The sequence below is a fragment of the Sulfitobacter sp. UBA1132 genome (assembly GCF_002311545.1).
GTDB lineage: Bacteria > Pseudomonadota > Alphaproteobacteria > Rhodobacterales > Rhodobacteraceae > Sulfitobacter > Sulfitobacter pontiacus.
Genome location: NZ_DCAN01000006.1, coordinates 201,751 through 220,643 on the forward strand (window position 1 = coordinate 201,751; position 18,893 = coordinate 220,643).

At 59.2% G+C, this 18,893-nt stretch carries 18 protein-coding genes; 9 read left to right on the forward strand and 9 right to left on the reverse strand.

Features of this window, described 5'->3' with window-relative positions; all coding sequences use genetic code 11:
* Nucleotides 1-83 precede the first annotated feature (83 nt).
* Entirely contained in the window at nt 84-2,369 is a 2,286-nt protein-coding gene (locus B4F27_RS04800; protein ID WP_286759015.1) for an ATP-binding protein, read from the forward strand.
* A gap of 12 nt (nt 2,370-2,381) precedes the next feature.
* On the opposite strand, the gene B4F27_RS04805 is transcribed toward B4F27_RS04800, so the two are convergent.
* Nucleotides 2,382-2,975 (reverse strand): gamma-glutamyl kinase, encoded by a 594-nt coding sequence (locus B4F27_RS04805; RefSeq protein ID WP_286759016.1) that lies wholly within the window; start codon nt 2,973-2,975, stop codon nt 2,382-2,384.
* A gap of 206 nt (nt 2,976-3,181) precedes the next feature.
* Between B4F27_RS04805 and recA the strand changes: the two genes are divergently transcribed.
* From recA to B4F27_RS04820, 3 genes are all read left to right on the forward strand, one after another.
* Nucleotides 3,182-4,252 carry a recombinase RecA gene (gene recA, locus B4F27_RS04810; protein ID WP_005853202.1) on the forward strand — a complete coding sequence of 357 codons (1,071 nt, stop codon included), beginning with the start codon at nt 3,182-3,184 and terminating at the stop codon, nt 4,250-4,252.
* Nucleotides 4,253-4,386: 134 nt separating this feature from the next.
* Nucleotides 4,387-7,047, forward strand: a complete 2,661-nt coding sequence (gene alaS, locus B4F27_RS04815; protein ID WP_286759017.1) for an alanine--tRNA ligase — start codon at nt 4,387-4,389, stop codon at nt 7,045-7,047.
* A 3-nt stretch (nt 7,048-7,050) separates the two neighbouring features.
* Complete coding sequence (locus B4F27_RS04820; protein ID WP_286759018.1) at nt 7,051-7,338, forward strand: DUF1330 domain-containing protein; 288 nt, start codon at nt 7,051-7,053, stop codon at nt 7,336-7,338.
* 180 nt (nt 7,339-7,518) lie between these two features.
* Here the strand turns inward: B4F27_RS04820 and typA are convergent, their stop codons facing one another.
* The 8 genes from typA to B4F27_RS04860 form a co-directional block, all read right to left on the reverse strand.
* A complete protein-coding gene (typA, locus tag B4F27_RS04825; protein ID WP_237279083.1) occupies nt 7,519-9,336 on the reverse strand; it encodes a translational GTPase TypA in 1,818 nt (605 codons plus the stop codon).
* Nucleotides 9,337-9,440: 104 nt separating this feature from the next.
* The gene (locus B4F27_RS04830) at nt 9,441-10,313 is read right to left on the reverse strand and encodes a mechanosensitive ion channel family protein (RefSeq protein WP_037944141.1); all 873 of its coding nucleotides are present in this window, start codon (nt 10,311-10,313) and stop codon (nt 9,441-9,443) included.
* A 114-nt stretch (nt 10,314-10,427) separates the two neighbouring features.
* Nucleotides 10,428-10,757, reverse strand: coding sequence for a DMT family transporter (locus B4F27_RS04835; RefSeq protein ID WP_005853213.1), 330 nt, complete (start codon nt 10,755-10,757; stop codon nt 10,428-10,430).
* A gap of 92 nt (nt 10,758-10,849) precedes the next feature.
* On the reverse strand, nt 10,850-11,458 hold the full coding sequence (locus tag B4F27_RS04840) for a YitT family protein (RefSeq protein ID WP_005853215.1): 609 nt from the start codon (nt 11,456-11,458) through the stop codon (nt 10,850-10,852).
* 147 nt (nt 11,459-11,605) lie between these two features.
* The gene (locus B4F27_RS04845) at nt 11,606-12,823 is read right to left on the reverse strand and encodes an NADP-dependent isocitrate dehydrogenase (RefSeq protein ID WP_009826912.1); all 1,218 of its coding nucleotides are present in this window, start codon (nt 12,821-12,823) and stop codon (nt 11,606-11,608) included.
* Between the two features lie 173 nt (nt 12,824-12,996).
* A complete protein-coding gene (locus B4F27_RS04850; RefSeq protein ID WP_074635016.1) occupies nt 12,997-13,578 on the reverse strand; it encodes an HD domain-containing protein in 582 nt (193 codons plus the stop codon).
* Between the two features lie 3 nt (nt 13,579-13,581).
* Nucleotides 13,582-13,815 (reverse strand): hypothetical protein, encoded by a 234-nt coding sequence (locus tag B4F27_RS04855; RefSeq protein ID WP_005853222.1) that lies wholly within the window; start codon nt 13,813-13,815, stop codon nt 13,582-13,584.
* On the reverse strand, nt 13,815-14,468 hold the full coding sequence (locus B4F27_RS04860; protein ID WP_005853224.1) for an alpha/beta hydrolase: 654 nt from the start codon (nt 14,466-14,468) through the stop codon (nt 13,815-13,817). Before B4F27_RS04860 ends, B4F27_RS04855 begins: the two co-directional genes overlap by 1 nt.
* 173 nt (nt 14,469-14,641) lie before the next feature.
* Here B4F27_RS04860 and B4F27_RS04865 point away from each other — a divergent pair, with 173 nt between their 5' ends.
* The 5 genes from B4F27_RS04865 to B4F27_RS04885 are packed head-to-tail and all read left to right on the forward strand — an operon-like array spanning nt 14,642 to nt 18,891.
* Nucleotides 14,642-15,112 (forward strand): Rrf2 family transcriptional regulator, encoded by a 471-nt coding sequence (locus B4F27_RS04865; protein ID WP_005853226.1) that lies wholly within the window; start codon nt 14,642-14,644, stop codon nt 15,110-15,112.
* A gap of 51 nt (nt 15,113-15,163) precedes the next feature.
* Nucleotides 15,164-16,288, forward strand: a complete 1,125-nt coding sequence (locus B4F27_RS04870; RefSeq protein ID WP_286759019.1) for a cysteine desulfurase family protein — start codon at nt 15,164-15,166, stop codon at nt 16,286-16,288.
* 29 nt (nt 16,289-16,317) lie between these two features.
* Nucleotides 16,318-17,856: a Fe-S cluster assembly protein SufB gene (gene sufB / locus B4F27_RS04875; RefSeq protein ID WP_005853229.1), complete on the forward strand. Its 1,539-nt coding sequence runs from the start codon at nt 16,318-16,320 to the stop codon at nt 17,854-17,856.
* Nucleotides 17,857-17,861: 5 nt separating this feature from the next.
* On the forward strand, nt 17,862-18,053 hold the full coding sequence (locus B4F27_RS04880) for a hypothetical protein (protein ID WP_005853232.1): 192 nt from the start codon (nt 17,862-17,864) through the stop codon (nt 18,051-18,053).
* A gap of 31 nt (nt 18,054-18,084) precedes the next feature.
* Nucleotides 18,085-18,891, forward strand: coding sequence for a polysaccharide pyruvyl transferase family protein (locus B4F27_RS04885; RefSeq protein WP_286759020.1), 807 nt, complete (start codon nt 18,085-18,087; stop codon nt 18,889-18,891).
* Nucleotides 18,892-18,893 lie beyond the last annotated feature (2 nt).

The window sequence follows — 18,893 nt, forward strand, 5'->3', positions numbered from 1 at the left end:
TCCTTTGACCTGATACGAAATTAACAGCACATTAACCCTCCTAAGTTTAAATGAACTCGGTTTCATGATTTAGGGGGAAAGTGTTGGCTCAAGAAAGTGCGGCTCGTCAGATCGTCTTTGGTAAGCGTTGGCTGGTGCTATCAGCCTTTGTTATCTTCGCCGCCATCCTTGGTTCAATCGCTCCGGCGCGCTCTCTGGCCATCGTTCTACAGGCCGCCAGCGCCACTGTCGGCCTTGCTGTCTTGGTTAACTTTGTGGTCGCGCTGCGCCGCCAGCGGGCGCAACGCGCGCAGCGTACGGCGGCGAAAACCACGATGGCTGATGATCCGAACCCCTGTGTACTTACCACCAAGGAAGGCGATATCGTTGCGCAGAACAACGTCGCGTTAACCACCTTTCTGCGTCCGGCACAGCCCACCATCGCCGACCTGCTCGCGCCGCTTTTCGCGGACCCAGAGGCGCTGTCGTCTCGGCTCGCGGCTAAGGCGACGGAAGGGGGGGCTGCGAAAGAAGACATCAACACCCGTGACGGCACCATGCGCCTGTCCGCGCACCGCGTGGGGGAGGATCTATTTTGGCGGCTCGAAACCTTGTGGGACGCGTCCGAAAACGGCGCTGGCACCAGCGATCACGGGTTGCCAATGGTCATGGCCAGCAACTCGAACGTCATTTTGTTCATGAACGCCGCGGCCCGCAGTCTAGTCGGCAGGCGCGTGACGGCGTTGAATCAGATCATCGGCGATATCCCCATCGCATCGGGGGAAATGGTCACCGTGCAGACTGCCAAAGGCCCCATATGCATGACCGTCGCCGAGATCGGAGCCTCGGCCAACCGCCGCGCATTGTATTTTCTGCCCCATGCAAACGACCGATTTCAGGACGCAGGGTGGTCCGCACTTCAAAACCTGCCGATCCCGCTCATCAAAGTCGCCCCAAGCGGCGAGGTTATGTCCTTCAACGCCCCGGCAGAGCAGTTGGTGGGCGCGGAATTGACGGAAGGCGTGTCGCTTGCCGACGTGATGGAGGGGCTGGGACGGTCAATCTCGGACTGGTTGCAAGATACGCTGGAAGGGAGATTGCTGCAAAAGCCCGAGTTCCTCAGGCTCAAACGCAGCGATCGGGAAGTGTTTGTCCAGATAAGGTTAAGCCTGATTTCCGAAGGCGGCACGCCCACGCTTATCGCCGTGCTACATGACGCGACCGAGCTTAAATCGTTGGAGGCGCAGTTTACCCAAAGTCAAAAAATGCAGGCTATCGGGCAGCTTGCTGGGGGCGTTGCCCATGATTTTAACAATCTGCTCACCGCTATTTCCGGCCACTGTGACCTGCTCCTTCTGCGCCATGACCCGGGCGATCGTGATTACAGCGATCTGGTACAGATCGACCAGAATGCCAACCGCGCTGCGGCTTTGGTGGGGCAGTTGCTCGCCTTTTCACGCAAGCAGACGCTCCGCCCCGAGACGGTCAATATGCGCGACACGCTTGCCGACCTGACCCATTTGCTTAATCGTCTGGTTGGTGAAACGGTGACCCTGACCCTCAGCCATGACCCGATCCTGCAACCCATCCGTGCAGATAAACGCCAGTTGGAACAGGTGCTGATGAACCTGATCGTGAACGCGCGCGATGCTATGCCCATGGGCGGAGAAATCAAGGTCACGACAGAAAATACCCAGCTGACTGAACCGCTTACACGTGATCGGGTGACCGTGCCCGTCGGGAAATACGTAACTGTTCAGGTCACCGACGAGGGCGAAGGCATCCCGCGGGATCGGTTGCAAAAAGTGTTTGAACCCTTCTACACCACCAAACGGACCGGCGAGGGGACGGGGCTGGGCCTCTCCACCGCCTACGGTATTGTCAAACAGTCGGGGGGCTATATTTTCGTCGATAGCACGATCGGGGAAGGCACCACCTTCACCCTGTATTTCCCGTGCCATAGCAAGGGCGCGGAGGCATCAGCGCCGATGAAACTAGCCGCTTCCCCGACCGGATCGAAAAGAGAGGACGGGACAGTTTTGCTGGTCGAAGACGAGGCACCGGTGCGCGCATTTGCCAGCCGCGCGCTACGCATGCGCGGCTATACCGTTCTAGAAGCCGACTCGGCCGAGATGGCGCTAAAAACTCTTGAGGACCAAGCGCTTAATATTGATGTCTTTGTGACCGATGTGATCATGCCGGGAATGGATGGCCCCACTTGGGTACGCGAAGCGCTGAAAGCACGCCCGGGGGTGCCTGTGGTCTTTGTCTCTGGCTATGCCGAGGATAGTTTCGGCGATGCCCAGATGACGATTCCCAATTCTGTTTTCCTGCCTAAACCGTTTTCGCTGACGGAGCTGACGAATACTGTGAACAGTCAGATCCAATAGGCTGGCTGGTTGCTACTCGATCGAGTCGTAAAGCGCGAATTCATTTGCGAATTTGCGTTTGAAACGTTGCTCTATCTCCGGGGAAAGATGCAGGTCCATTTGGGGGGACACATTTTCTTGTTTCAGATCAAGCGTCACGTCGAGCCTTTGTTCAAGAAAATCTTTTAACCGATCCTGATTCTCGTATCGAAAATAATGGGTTATGCCCGTTCCGTTCGGTTGCGCCGCCATAAAGTTCAGCTGGCTGCCCACGTCGGCAAATCCTGGTTTCTTCCCCTTCATATAGGCAAGGATAAATTCGTCAAAACTCACATCAAAGGTGGCATTGGGCTTACCCTGCATAAAGGGCCGCTGGCGATAGCGATACCAACTGCTCAGCCAACTGATCGGCTCGCGCATGACGGCCATCAATTCAAGCTCCGTGTCACAGACTTTCAGAAACATCGGGCGAATAAACCGGTTGTAGCGATAGACCGGCGCATGTTTCAGCATGGGCGGTTCAGAAATGACCATATCCGCCCGGGGGGCCAAAGCGGTTTCATAGGCTGTGGTTCCGGTTTTTGGCACCGACAAAAACGCAAGGCGTTCCTTAAAGAAAACAAGCACTTGAAAGAAAACCTTTCGTCAGTCGAATAGTAATTTTCGCGTATCAACCGAATGTTAATCAGTTCAATAAATAGATGAAAGGGCAAACAAATACATTGTAATGTTCTCATTTTGATCTCATATGGAACATAGAAAGAACATCAAGATGGTCGGGGCATGATGATTGCGGCTTGCAGACCACTGTGACAGTAAGAGGATAACCTATCATGGCAACGGCAGATCTTTTGACTATGGACAACAAGAAACAAGCTGAGAAGCAAAAGGCCCTGGACAGCGCGCTGGCACAGATTGAACGCCAGTTCGGCAAAGGGTCTATCATGAAGCTGGGGGCCGAGGGGGCCATTCAGGACATCAAGGCAAGCTCGACCGGTTCGTTGGGGCTGGATATCGCGCTTGGTATCGGCGGACTGCCCATGGGGCGGATCATCGAGATTTACGGCCCGGAATCCTCGGGTAAGACCACATTGACTCTGCATTGTGTTGCGGAGCAGCAGAAAAACGGCGGCGTTTGTGCCTTTGTTGACGCGGAACACGCGCTTGACCCGCAATACGCGCGCAAACTGGGCGTTGATATCGACGAGCTGCTGATTTCCCAGCCTGATACCGGCGAACAAGCGCTTGAAATTACGGATACGTTGGTCCGCTCCGGTGCTGTGAATATGGTGGTGGTCGACTCCGTTGCGGCGCTGACGCCCAAATCCGAGTTGGAAGGCGATATGGGCGACAGCTCTGTCGGGGTGCAGGCCCGTCTGATGAGCCAGGCAATGCGGAAACTGACAGGCTCGATCTCGCGGTCGAACTGCATGGTGATTTTCATCAACCAGATCCGGATGAAAATCGGCGTTATGTTCGGGTCGCCCGAAACGACAACCGGTGGGAACGCGCTGAAATTCTATTCTTCCGTCCGTCTGGACATCCGCCGCATCGGCGCGCTCAAGGATCGTGACGAGGTGGTCGGCAACGCCACACGGGTCAAGATCGTCAAGAACAAGGTCGCCGCACCGTTCAAGCAGGTCGAATTCGACATCATGTATGGGGAAGGGATCTCCAAGATGGGCGAGCTGCTGGATCTAGGGGTCAAGGCTGGCGTGGTTGATAAATCGGGATCGTGGTTCAGCTATGGCGATGAACGGATCGGGCAGGGGCGTGAAAACGCCAAGACCTTCCTGAAAGAAAACACCGCCATGGCAAATGAGATCGAAGACAAGATCCGCGCGGCCCACGGGCTGGACTTCGACGGCTCTGACAGCGACGACGCGGATATCCTCGAAGCGTAAAGGCTTGCACCGCAAGTGGTTAGAAAAGGCGTGCCCCCAGGGCGCGCCTTTTTTCATGGGGGCTGCCTGTGGACAGTGCTCTGTCGCGAGGGTATTCGAAGGTAATTGTTTTTGCCCCTCGAAAGGCCCCGCATATGAAGACGCTCAACGATATCCGATCAACCTTCCTTGGTTATTTTGAAAAGCAGGGTCACTCGATCCAGCCGTCCAGCCCGCTGGTGCCGCGAAACGACCCCACGCTGATGTTCGCGAACTCCGGCATGGTGCAGTTCAAAAACCTGTTTACCGGCGTCGAAACCCGCGATTATTCGCGTGCGACAACAGCGCAGAAATGCGTGCGCGCCGGGGGCAAACATAATGACCTTGACAATGTGGGCTATACCGCGCGCCACCATACCTTCTTTGAAATGCTCGGTAATTTCAGCTTTGGCGACTATTTCAAGGCCGAGGCCATCGCCTTTTCATGGGAGCTGATTACCAAAGAACTGGGCATTGATCCCAACCGTCTTTACGTGACCGTTTACCATACCGACGACGAGGCTGCGGACATCTGGAAGAAGGTCGCCGGGCTGCCGGACGACCGGATCATTCGCATCGCGACAGATGACAACTTCTGGATGATGGGGCCGACCGGCCCTTGCGGCCCATGCTCCGAGATTTTTTACGACCACGGGGATCATATCTGGGGTGGCCCTCCGGGATCGCCAGAGGAAGACGGCGACCGGTTTGTCGAGATCTGGAACCTCGTTTTCATGCAATATGAACAGTTCGAGGATGGCAGCCGCACCGCACTGCCGAACCAATCGATCGACACTGGCATGGGGATCGAGCGGGTCGCGGCGCTGCTGCAGGGCACGAACGACAACTATGCCACCGACCTGATGCGCAACCTGATCGAAGCGAGCGCCCATGCCTCCAGCACCGATCCGGATGGTCCGGGCAAGACGCACCACCGCGTGATCGCCGACCACCTGCGGTCGACCTCCTTCCTGATCGCGGACGGGGTGATGCCGTCGAACGACGGGCGGGGCTATGTGCTGCGGCGGATCATGCGCCGGGCCATGCGTCACGCGCATTTGCTGGGGCTGAAAGACCCGTTGATGCACCGCCTTGTGCCCGAACTGGTGCGTCAGATGGGCGGGGCCTACCCCGAACTGGGGCAGGCGCAGTCACTGATTACAGAGACACTGCTGCTGGAAGAAACGCGCTTCAAGCAAACGTTGGACCGCGGTCTGAAGCTGCTGGATGACGAACTCAAGGGCCTGCCCGCCGGCGCCGATCTGCCGGGCGAGGCCGCGTTCAAACTCTATGACACCTACGGCTTCCCGGTCGACCTGACCCAAGATGCCTTGCGCGAACAGGACCGCAAGGTTGATCTTGAAGGCTTCAACGCCGCGATGGATGCGCAAAAGGCCAAGGCGCGTGCCGCGTGGTCCGGTTCGGGCGAAGCGGCCGATGCGACCGTTTGGTTCGATGTGGCTGAAAAATCCGGCACCACCGATTTTCTGGGCTATGATACCGAAACCGCCGAGGGGCAGATCGTTGCGCTGATCCAGGACGGTGCGCAGGTGGCCGAGGTGAAACAGGGCGACGCCGTTCAGATCGCGCTGAACCAGACACCGTTTTATGCCGAAAGCGGCGGTCAGGTCGGGGACACCGGCACGATCAAAACCGACAGTGGCGTGGTCACGGTGACCGACACGCGCAAAACCGCGGGCGTCTTCATCCATATCGGCGAGGTGACAGAGGGCACAGTCAAGACCTCTCAGGCCGCGGTCTTGGATGTGGACCACGCGCGGCGGACCTCGATCCGAGCGAACCACTCTGCCACACACCTGCTGAACGAGGCGCTGCGCAAGACCTTGGGAGATCACGTGATGCAGCGTGGCTCTTTGAATGCGGCGGATCGTTTGCGTTTTGATTATAGCCATAACCACCCGATGACGGCCGACCAACTGGCCGCGGTCGAGGAAGAGGTGAACAGCTACATCCGCCAGAACACCGCCGTGGAAACCCGGATCATGACCCCGGATGACGCGCGCGAGATGGGGGCGCAGGCGCTCTTTGGCGAGAAGTATGGCGACGAGGTGCGGGTTGTTTCTATGGGCCGCGAGGCCGGTTCGGGCAAGGGCGCGGACAAGCAGACCTATTCGCTGGAACTCTGCGGTGGTACCCACGTCCGCCAGACCGGTGACATCGGGGCCTTTGTGCTATTGGGCGATAGCTCCAGCAGTTCGGGCATCCGCCGGATCGAGGCGCTGACCGGCACCGAAGCCCTCAAGTGGCTGCGCACGCAGGAAACCGCGTTGACCCGCGTCGCGGCAGAGCTCAAGACCTCGACCGCGGATGTGCCCGATCGCGTCCGTGCCTTGCTGGACGAACGCCGCGCCTTGGCCAACGAGGTCGCTCAGCTGCGCCGCGAGCTGGCCATGGCGGGCGGTGGCGATGCCGGTGCCGCGGCCCCGCGCGAGGTGAACGGGATCAAGTTCATCGCGCAGGTGGTCAACGGTGTGACCGGCAAGGATCTTCCCGCGCTGATCGACGAACATAAGGCCAAGCTCGGGTCCGGCGCGGTGCTGCTGATCGCTGACGCCGACGGCAAGGCAGCGGTCGCGGCGGGTGTCACCGCCGATCTGGCCGCCACGATCTCGGCGGTTGATATCGTCAAGACAGTCGTTGCCGAACTGGGCGGCAAGGGTGGCGGTGGCCGTCCTGAAATGGCCCAGGGCGGTGCCAAAGATGTCGCAAACGCCGAGGCCGCGATTGCCGCGGCCGAAAATGTTCTGAAAGGATAAACGATGCCCGCTTTGTGGATTGCACATGTCACGGTTACTGACGAGGACGCCTACAGTAAATACGCCAAGCTTGCTGGCCCCGCCATCGCGGCGCACGGGGGCAGCTTTCTGGCCCGTGGTGGCCGCTTCGTGCAGCTTGAAGGCAAGGAACGCCCGCGCAATGTTGTGGCCCGTTTCGCCTCTGTCGAGGATGCGGTCGATTGCTACAACTCCGACGCCTACCAAGAGGCGCTGAGCCACGCCAAAGACGCGTCAGAACGCGAGTTGATGGTCGTAGAGATCGACGGCTAAGCCCAGCTGGCCAAGCCCGCACCCAAGCTCTTGTCAGCGGCCAAGCAAGGCCGCTGACCCCATCAAACCTCCCCCCACACATCGCCAGACATAAAAAAAGCAGGGCAAAACCAGCCCCGCTTTCCAAATGGTATAAAATCCTGGGGTCCGGGGCAAAGCCCCGGTCCAGCGTCGCTTTGTTTACGCCGACTTTGCCATCCGTTTCCGCTCGTGCGGGTCCAGATAGCGCTTGCGCAGACGGACTGCGTTTGGCGTCACTTCAACCAGCTCGTCGTCATCGATATAGGCGATGGCTTCTTCCAGGCTGAGGGTCATGGGCGTGGTCAGACGGACGGCCTCGTCGGTGCCCGAGGCGCGGACGTTGGTCAGCTTTTTGCCCTTTAGCGGGTTTACCTCAAGATCGTTTTCACGGCTGTGTTCGCCGATGATCATTCCGGTATAGACGTCAGCCTGTGCGCCGATCATCATCTTGCCGCGTTCTTCAAGGTTCCACAGGGCGAAGGCCACCGAGGTGCCGTTTTCCATCGAGATCAGGACGCCCGCGCGACGGCCGGGAATCGTGCCTTTGTGCGGTGCCCAGGAATGGAAGACGCGGTTAATGACACCTGTGCCGCGTGTGTCGGTCAGGAATTCACCGTGGTACCCGATCAGCCCGCGCGACGGGACATGGGCGATGATGCGGGTTTTGCCGGCACCGGCGGGTTTCATTTCGACCAACTCGCCCTTACGGGTGCCGGTGATCTTTTCGATGACCGCGCCGGAGTATTCGTCATCCACGTCGATGGTGGCTTCTTCGATGGGCTCGTGACGCACACCGTCGATCTCCTGGAACAGAACCTGCGGGCGCGAGATCGAAAGTTCGAACCCTTCGCGGCGCATGTTCTCGATCAGAACGCCCATTTGCAATTCGCCACGACCGGCAACCTCGAAGGCGTCGCCACCGGGGGTGTCGGAGATTTTGATCGCGACGTTGGATTCGGCTTCCTTCATCAGGCGCTCGCGGATCACGCGGGACTGGACTTTCTTGCCGTCACGACCGGCCAGCGGGCTGTCGTTGATGCCGAATGTCACGGTGATGGTGGGCGGGTCGATCGGCTGGGCCGGGATGGCTTCGTTCACCGATGTATCGGCCAGCGTGTCGGCCACGGTTGCCTTGGACATACCGGCGATGGAAACGATGTCACCTGCTTCGGCCATGTCGATCGCTGTCTGCTCCAGCCCGCGGAAGGCGAGGATCTTGGTGCAGCGGAAGTTTTCAATCAGTTTGCCGTCGCGCGACATCGCCTTGATGCTTTGGCCGGCTTTCAGCGTACCTGTTTCCACGCGGCCTGTCAGCAGACGGCCCAGGAAGGGGTCGCCGCCCAATGTGGTTGCCAGCATGGTGAAGGGCTTGTCGGCGTTTTCGATCTGCTTGGGCGCAGGCACATGCTTGAGCACAAGCTCGAACAGCGCGCTAAGGTCTTTGCGCGGGCCGTCCAGCTCCGCATCGGCCCAGCCGGAGCGGCCGGAGGCGTACATATGCGGGAATTCAAGCTGTTCGTCTGTCGCGTCGAGACTGGCGAACAAGTCGAAACATTCGTCAAGCGCGCGGTCAGGCTCGGCGTCGGCCTTGTCGACCTTATTCAGCACAACGATGGGACGCAGGCCCAGCTTCAGCGCTTTGGAGGTCACAAATTTGGTTTGTGGCATCGGGCCTTCAGCCGCGTCGACCAGCAGGACAACACCGTCGACCATCGACAGGATGCGTTCCACCTCGCCGCCAAAGTCGGCGTGGCCGGGTGTGTCGACGATGTTGATGCGTGTGTTGTTCCAGACGACCGAGGTCGGCTTGGCAAAGATCGTGATGCCGCGCTCGCGCTCCAGATCGTTGCTGTCCATCGCGCGTTCGGTTGTGGCCTGGTTTTCGCGGTAGGTGCCGGATTGTTTCAGAAGCTCGTCAACCAGCGTCGTTTTGCCGTGGTCAACGTGAGCGATGATTGCGATGTTACGCATGTCCATTGGGGTATGCCTTTGATACGGGAGGGGGCCGCGCACGCTCTCGCACCGCAGCATTTGCGCAGCGCTTACCGTGCCCGGCATCAGAAAGCTAGCCCTAAAGGCGATTAGCCGCCGGTGCCTGTGTCTTCTGTGCTGTCGCGGCGGTCGTCGATGGGCAGCGGTTCATTAAAGGTCAGCGTGCGATAGGGGAAGGGGATCTCGATGCCCGCATCATCCAGCGCGCGTTTGACGGCGGCCACGACTTTGTCACGGCTGCTGCGGATGTCGATGGGGCGCGAGCCGGTCCACCATGTGACCTCGAAATTGATCGCGCTATCCGCGAATTCCTGCGCAAAAATCTCGACGTCGCGCACGTCGTCGCGTACCGCATCCACACCGCGCACCGCATTGGCGATCACGTCGCGCGCGGCATCCACATCCTCGCCGTAGGCCACGCCGCAGATCACCGTGGTCCGGCGCACATCGCGGGCAGTACGGATGGTGACGGGGTTCTTGAAGAACATCGCGTTCGGGGCGACCACAAGCTGCCCGTCGGTCTGGCGCACATGGGTATCGCGGATCGTAATCTCTTCGACCTGACCCTCAAACCCTTCGCATTCGATGTAATCCTCCACCGCGAAGGGCTCGCGGATCAGCAGCAGGATACCGGCAAGGAAGTTTTCGAACACATCCTTGAAGGCGAAACCGATGGCGACACCGCCGACACCCAAGGCGGTCAGTGCCTTGCCGGGGGTGATGGTGGGAAAGGCGATGGTCACCGCGATCAGCACCCCGAAGAGCCACATGCCCACCACGATCAGCATCATGATCACGTCGACAAGCGACCGCCGCATATGGGCGCGGCGCAGGGCACCGGGCACGACGGCCTGAACGATGCGGATGATGGCCCAGAGAAAACACAGGAAAACGATCGACAGGATAAGCTGCGGCAGGACGCTCCAGAACCCGATGGCGTAGCCTTCTAGCTGATTGCGCAAAGGGTCGGGGAGGGTGCCCCAAACGGAGCTTAGTGAGTCTAACATGCGGCACTTTCGGTCGTTGCGTTACACGCTAACGCCTAAAACCAGCGGCAGGTTCCGAGAAAGCGCGCGTCAGTGGGTGGCGCTGTGGGAAAACAGGTGGATGACCAGCACGCCGCCGATGATCATCGACAGGCCAACCACGGCGGCGAGGTCGAGCTTTTGTCCGAACACGATATAGCCGATGCCCGCGATGCAGACGATGCCAAGGCCCGACCAGATTGCATAGACGATCCCCACGGGCATCACCTTGAGCGTCAGCCCCATCAGGTAAAAGGAAATCGCATAGCAGACGACGACGCCGACGGAGGGCCAAAGCCGCGTAAACTGTTGCGAGGCTTGCAAAGCGCTGGTGCCCAACGTCTCTGTCAGGATCGCGATCATCAACCAAAAGTAATGCATATCCTGACGCCCCCGTTGCTGCTTTCCGGCCCAGTCCTGCGGCGGTCACGGGCCGGTGTCAAGAGCGGGGCTGGGTGCTACACGCCTGTGGATCAGGTCGCGATATAGCGGTCGCGGCGGTGGTTAAAGGTGATGATCAGGTTCAGCACGAGTGCGCCAAGCAGCGAATAGCCCACGACAGAGGCTGGAAACAGGAACAATGCGACCGAAAAGATTACGGCGTCGGTAATCAGCTGGACCCATCCGGCTTTGAACCCCGTGGTGTCCTGCACCAGCAGTGCGACCACCCCAAGGCCGCCAAGCGACCCGTTGTGCCGGAACATCGCCAGCAGCCCCAGACCCACCAGCGCGCCAAAGATCACTGCCGCGAGAGCAGGGCTGAGCGACTGGATCGCGAAACCATAGGGCAGGAATTCGGTCACGACCGACAGCATGGTCACGGAAATCAGCGACTTGATCGTGAACTCGGCCCCAAGCCGTTTATACGCAAGGAAGTAGAACGGCAGGTTGATCAGGAAGAAGACCGTGCCAAAGGAATAGCCTGTCAGATAGGCGATGATCACCGCCAAGCCCGCCGTCTGTCCGGTGATCAGACCGGCAGAGGTCAGCACGAAAATTCCGATACCGCAGAGAAAGACCCCAAGGCTGAGGCCTTGAACATCATCTAGCGAAGAATGGTGGAGGGGATCAGCATATGTCATATCGCCCAGATAGGGCAGCTATGTTGACCTGTCTAGGGGTGCTGCAGTGCAGAATAATATTTTTCCTCATGACATCACGTCACGCATGGGATCGTGCACAGAAAAAGGGCCACCCGGTGAGGATGGCCCTTATTTTAAGCATTCGGCTTACTGCGCGCCAAGCGCCTTGTTCAGGTTCTCGTCCACCTTTTCAAGGAAGCCCATTGTGGTCAGCCAGCCTTGGTCAGGGCCGACCAGCAGCGCGAGGTCCTTGGTCATGAAACCCGATTCCACAGTATCCACCACGGTTTTCTCGAGCGTTTCGGCAAAGCGTGTCAGCTCGGCGTTGCCATCCAGCTTGCCGCGGTGCTTCAGCCCGCCGGTCCATGCGTAGATCGACGCGATGGAGTTGGTCGAGGTTTCCTCGCCCTTCTGGTGCTGACGATAGTGGCGGGTGACCGTGCCGTGGGCGGCTTCAGCCTCGACCGTCTGGCCATCGGGGGTCATCAGCACGGATGTCATCAACCCGAGCGAGCCGAACCCCTGCGCGACGGTGTCTGACTGTACGTCGCCGTCATAGTTCTTGCAGGCCCAGACATAGCCGCCGTTCCACTTCATCGCGCAGGCGACCATGTCGTCGATCAGACGGTGTTCATAGGTAATGCCCGCCGCTTTGAATTTATCTTCGAACTCGGTCTCGTAGATGTGCTGGAACAGCTCAAGGAAGCGACCGTCATACTGCTTGAGGATTGTGTTCTTGGTGCTCAGATACACTGGCCAGCCAAGGTTCAAACCGTAGTTCAGCGAGGCGCGGGCGAAGTCGATGATGGATTTATCAAGGTTGTACATCCCCATCACGACACCGGCGTCGGGGGCGTCGAAAAGCTCGCGCTCAATCTCTGTCCCGTCTTCGCCGACGAATTTCAGGGTCAGCTTGCCCTTGCCGGGAAATTTGAAATCGGTCGCTTTATACTGGTCGCCATAGGCATGACGGCCCACGACAATCGGCTTGGTCCAACCGGGCACAAGGCGGGGGACGTTCTTGCAGATAATCGGCTGGCGGAAAATCACGCCGCCCAGAATGTTACGGATCGTCCCGTTAGGGGAGCGCCACATCTCTTTCAGGCCGAATTCCTCGACCCGAGCCTCGTCAGGAGTGATGGTCGCGCATTTGACGCCAACGCCGTATTCCTTGATCGCATGGGCCGCGTCTATGGTGATCTGGTCGTTGGTCTCGTCGCGGACCTCCATCCCCAGATCGTAATACTTCAGATCCACATCGAGATAGGGAAGGATCAGCTTTTTCTTAATGAAATCCCACATGATGCGGGTCATCTCATCACCGTCGAGCTCAACGATCGGGTTTTCCACTTTGATCTTGGTCATCATCTGCGGTCCTTTGAAATGATACTGACACCCGCATAGCCTATTCAGGCATGAATGCCTAGTCGGTATGCAATGGTATACTGAAAAGAGTTGCGCGGCTTAGCCCATATCATCACGCTGCGACAGGCGTGTGACACGCGTGGTGGGGGATGATGGATAGAGGGGGCGGGCGGTTAGCCCCGTGCGGCAAACCATGCAGAGACACGGGCGCGGGCAAACTCCCAAAGCCCTGGCGCGCCGGTCTGGATTTTGCGGCCCACTTTTTCCACGAATTGCGCTTCGGTCACGTTGTATTCAACCCAGCTGCCGCCGCCCGCCGCGAGGTTCTGCATCGGGGGCTGGAACCGGTCCAGCGATTTCGCAAAGCGGGCTGTGGGGGTCTCATTGGCTTCAAACTCTTCCCAGGTCGCGCGAAGATCATCGCGCAAGTCGTTGGGAAGGATGCCAAAAATACGATCAGCGGCAAGCTGTTCCTGCGCTTCCATATCGGCAGTGTCGTAGCTGCCAAAGATCGGGTTGTCGCCTGCGTCAATCTCTACCAGATCATGCAGGATCAGCATCTTGATCACGCGGGTGATGTCGACATCGGGGCCCGCCTGATCCGCCAGCACCAGCGCATAAAGCGTCAGGTGCCAGCTATGTTCAGCCGAGTTTTCGGCCCGCGACGCATCGCAAAGCAACGTCCCGCGTGTGACCGACTTGAGCTTGTCCGCTTCGTTCAGAAAGGCGATCTGTTGCTCAAGTCTGGTGGTCATACGTCAGCTTTCCTTTGCACGGTGCGCGGCAAGCGCCTTGGCCATAAAGTCACGCCCCTGTGCGGCGGCAAGCCGCGTGCGGATCGCCGTGACAAAGGCTTCTTCCATCGTCTGCGACGACGCGCCCAGAACAGCAGCGACTTCCATAAAAAGCCGCTCCTGTCCGGTTTCGCGTTGGACCGCCAGACATTCTTCGGCCATTTGATTGGCCAGTTCGACGACTGTCGGATCCGCCATTAGCGGGTTGTCTCCGTCAGGCGGCGCTTCACGTAGTCTGTGGTAGAGGTGATCAACGTCTCCATATGCGGCTCTTCAAAGAAGTGGCCGGCCCCCTCGATCTCTTGGTGGGTGATGGTGATGCCTTTCTGCTCGTGCAACTTGTTCACGAGGTTCACGGTATCTGCGGGTGGTGCCACACGGTCAGCGGTCCCGTTGATCACCAGACCGGAGGCCGGGCAGGGTGCGAGGAAGCTGAAGTCATACATATTCGCGGGTGGTGCGACAGAGATGAAGCCCGTGATCTCGGGGCGGCGCATCAGCAGCTGCATCCCGATCCATGCGCCAAACGAGAAACCGGCAACCCAGCAATGCTTGGAGTTGTTGTTCATCGATTGCAGGTAATCCAGCGCCGAGGCCGCATCGGAGAGTTCACCAACCCCCTGATCGTATTCACCCTGGCTCCGGCCCACGCCGCGGAAATTGAAGCGCAGAACGGTGAAACCCATATTGTAGAAGGCATAGTGCATATTATACACGACCTTATGGTTCATCGTCCCGCCGAATTGTGGATGCGGGTGGAGCAGAATGGCGATGGGTGCGTCGCGTTCTTTTTGTGGATGGTAGCGGCCTTCGAGGCGGCCTTCGGGTCCGGGAAAAATAACCTCGGGCATGAGCGTCCCTGCTTGGGGTTCTAAGTGCAGCGGAATAGTTGACGAATTCGCTAGGGCAGTTTAGAACGGTTCTAACTTGTGTGATCCCCGTTTCTGGGGGTCAGACTTTGCGTTTAGGCATTTCAGGCGTCGTCGTCAATCAAACAGGCGCTTATGGGGAAGGGAACACTGCGATGAAGCTGTCAACCAAGGGGCGGTATGCGATGGTCGCTTTGGCCGATATAGCGCTTCAGCCTGCGGATCGTCTGGTCAATCTGGGCGATATCGCGACGCGCCAGTCCATTTCCCTGCCGTACCTAGAGCAGCTTTTCGTCAAGCTGCGCCGGGCCGATCTGGTGTCGTCGGTGCGTGGTCCGGGCGGCGGCTACCGCTTGGGGCGGCCCGCGTCGGACATTCGCGTTGTCGATATTCTGGCGGCGGTCGACGAGAAGGTCGATGCGATGCATGTGGGGGCAGGTGCCTCTGGCGGGTCATCGGGCAGCCGGGCGCAGTCGCTGACCAACCGCCTGTGGGAGGGGCTGAGCGCACAGGTCTATGTCTTTCTGCACCAGACGCGGCTGTCGGATGTTGTCGCGAACGAGCTTGCCCCCTGTCCGGCGGTGCCGAACCTCTTTGCCATCGTGGACGAGGCGGATGCGGAATGAGGGACGCTGTCCCTCACACTCCCTGGGATTTAGGACCATTTGGAAGCTGATGTGAGAGTATATCTTGATCATAACGCGACCACGCCCCTGCGGGCAGAGGCGCGCGCGGCCATGCTGGCGGCGATGGATGTGGCAGGCAACCCGTCCAGCGTCCATGCCGAAGGGCGTGCGGCCAAGATGATGGTCGAGAAGGCACGCGGGCAGGTGGCTGCGTTGGTCGGCTGCGATGTGTCGGAAGTGATCTTTACCAGCGGTGCCACCGAGGCGATTGCGGGGGTGGTGCAGGACGCGGGCAATGTGGCCGGCGCACCGATCGAGCATGAAGCCGTGCGCATCTGGTGCCCGGAGGCCGAGCAATTGCCTGTGGATCGCAATGGTCACGTGGATTTGAACGCGCTGCCGGATGGAGCCTTGGCGGGCAAAACGCTGTTTTTGCAACGTGCCAATAGCGAGACAGGGGTGTTGCAGCCGGAAAGCCTGTTGGCCGAGTTGGCGCGTTTGGGCGCGTCGCCCTCAAGCGTGTTCCGTGACGCGGTGCAAGCGGCGGGCAAGTTGTCGGATCTGGGGCGCTGGCGTTCGGATGTGGGTCGTCATGCGTCATTGGCTGTCTCGGCGCATAAGTTGGGCGGCCCCAAGGGCATCGGTGCGCTGATCGCGGGGCCGGAATATACGCCCGGATTGATGCAGCCGATGTTGCGCGGAGGCGGGCAGGAATTGGGCCGTCGTGCGGGGACAGAGAACGTCATCGGCATTGCCGGTTTCGGGGCTGCATGCGCTGCCGCAGCGCAGGATTTGGCGGATGGCGTATGGGAACGGGTTGCAGAACTTAGAAATGTTCTAGAAAAGGCTCTTGAGGCTGCGTCAAAGAAGACTATTTTTGTTGGGAAAGACGTGGCGCGTTTGCCGAACACCTCTTGCTTTATCACGCCCGGGTGGCGCGGTGAGATGCAGGTGATGCAGATGGACCTTGCGGGTTTTGCGATCAGCGCGGGGTCTGCGTGCTCTAGCGGTAAGGTGGCGACAAGCCGGGTGTTGACGGCGATGGGCTTTGACGACGCTGAGGCATCCTGTGCCGTGCGCGTATCGCTTGGGCCGGACACCACAGAAGAACAGGTCTTGCGTTTTGCAGACGCCTGGACCGCGAAATTGAAGAAACACGAGGCGCGGGCCGCTTGATGCGCACCGCCAGTTGAAGGATGAAAAGCATGGATAGCACTTTGGTCAAGGACGACCCGAACACCGGCGTTAAAGAGGGCGTTGATCAGGAAACCGTGGATGCCGTGCGCGAAGTCGGCGGTGCCTATAAATACGGGTGGTCCACAGATATCGAGATGGACTATGCCCCCTTGGGTCTGAACGCCGATATCGTCAAGCTGATCTCGGAGAAGAACGAAGAGCCCGAATGGATGCTGGAATGGCGTCTGGCCGCCTACGAACGCTGGCTGACCAAGAAAGAGCCGAACTGGGCGATGGTCGACTATCCGGAAATCGACTTTCAGCAGCAGTATTACTATGCGCGTCCGAAATCGATGGCGGAAAAACCCAAGAGCCTGGATGATGTCGATCCCAAGCTGCTGGAGACCTATAAAAAGCTGGGTATCCCTTTGAAAGAGCAGGCGATTCTGGCAGGCGTCGAAGGCGCAGAGAAGATTGGCGACGAGCCCCGCAAGGTGGCTGTGGATGCGGTTTTTGACTCTGTTTCGGTCGGGACCACCTTCCAGGACGAGCTGAAAAAGGCGGGCGTGATCTTCTGCTCTATCTCCGAGGCGATCCGCGAACACCCCGAGTTGGTCAAGAAATACCTTGGTTCGGTCGTGCCGGTGAATGACAACTTCTATGCGACGCTGAACTCGGCCGTCTTTTCCGATGGGTCGTTCGTGTATGTGCCACCGGGCGTGCGCTGCCCGATGGAGCTGTCGACCTATTTCCGCATCAACGCCGAAAACACCGGTCAGTTTGAACGCACGCTGATCATTGCCGACAAGGGGTCCTATGTGTCCTACCTTGAAGGCTGTACCGCGCCGCAGCGCGACGAGTCGCAGCTGCACGCCGCGGTGGTTGAAATCATCATCGAGGAAGACGCCGAGGTGAAATACTCGACCGTTCAGAACTGGTACCCCGGTGATGAAGACGGCAAGGGCGGGATCTACAACTTTGTAACCAAGCGTGCAGACTGCCGTGGCGACCGTGCCAAGGTGATGTGGACGCAGGTCGAAACCGGCTCTGCCGTGACGTGGAAATATCCGTCCTGCATTCTGCGCGGCGACGACAGCCAGGGTGAGTTCTATTCCATCGCCATCGCCAACAACATGCAGCAGGCCGACACCGGCACCAAGATGATCCACCTGGGCAAGCGCACCAAATCGCGCATCGTGTCCAAGGGGATTTCGGCGGGCAAGGCGCAGAACACCTATCGCGGCTTGGTGACCATGCACCCCAAAGCCAAGGAATCGCGCAATTATACCCAGTGCGACAGCTTGTTGATCGGCGATAAATGCGGGGCCCACACTGTGCCTTACATCGAGGTCAAGAATAACAGCAGCCGGGTGGAGCATGAGGCGACCACATCAAAGGTAGACGACGATCAGCTGTTCTACTGCCGTTCGCGCGGCATGGACGAGGAAGAGGCGGTTGCCCTGGTCGTGAACGGGTTCTGTAAGGACGTGCTTCAGGCGCTGCCGATGGAGTTCGCGATGGAAGCACAAGCGCTTGTTGCGATCTCGCTTGAAGGGTCCGTGGGGTAATCGCGATGATGCGCAAGCTGACATGGGACGTGACCATTGCCGCACTCGTTTTCTGGGTGCTGATGGCGCTGTTTCGCGGGGGCGGGCTGACGCTCGTCGCCTTCGAGAACACGTTCTTCCAGATGCTGATCTTTGCGATGATCTACGCTGCAATCCGTGTGGCCCTGTTGGTGCTGCGCAAGGGGGATGGCGAATGATCACCGTAAGGACCAAAGGCGCAGCGCTCTGATGCAGGCATCGGCGGACACCACTCCCTTGCGCCTGCACTGGTGGAAGGCGGTCCCGAATTTCGGGGACGCCATTAGCCCTGTGGTGTTGGCCCATGTCGCGGGCCGGCCTGTGGAACATGCCGGTGTGCGCAAGGCGGAGGTCTGGGCCATCGGGTCGCTTTTGCAGGTGGTCAAGCGCAACTTTAGCGAGCCGCAGGATCACCGCCCGGTGATCTGGGGGGCGGGCCTGTTGCATCCGGTGCAGGGGACGGGGTTTGTCGATCATGTCGATATCGCCCTGGTCCGTGGGCCGATCACTGCCGCGCTGCTGGGGTTGGAGCTGTCGGAGTTTGGCGATCCCGGTCTGTTGATCAACGCCGTGTGGCCGCAAGACCGCGCGCCCAATGGCAAGATCGGCATCGTACCGCATCATTCGCTGGTGGAGGACCCTGTGTTGCAGGCTCTGATCGCCAGTGACGCGCGGTATCAGCTGATTGGCCCGCGCGGGCAAGCGCAGGATGTCTGCGCGGCGATTGCGGCCTGTGATCATGTGTTTGCGTCTTCGCTGCACGGGTTGATCGTGGCTGATGCCTACGGCGTGCCCAACAGCTGGCTGGCCCCCATCGGGCAGTCGCGCTTGAAATATCTGGATTACGCGGCCTCGGTCGGTCGGCCTCTGCGGGCCCCGATCAACGTCGAGGACATCCCGACGGCGGTTCTGCCCGACCCGCTGTCACCGCTTTCCTATCAGGCGGGCATAGATGCCTGCCGCACCGCTCTTTATGCCCGCTTTCCCAAAGCCTTACAGGCGGGGAGGGCGGCATGAAA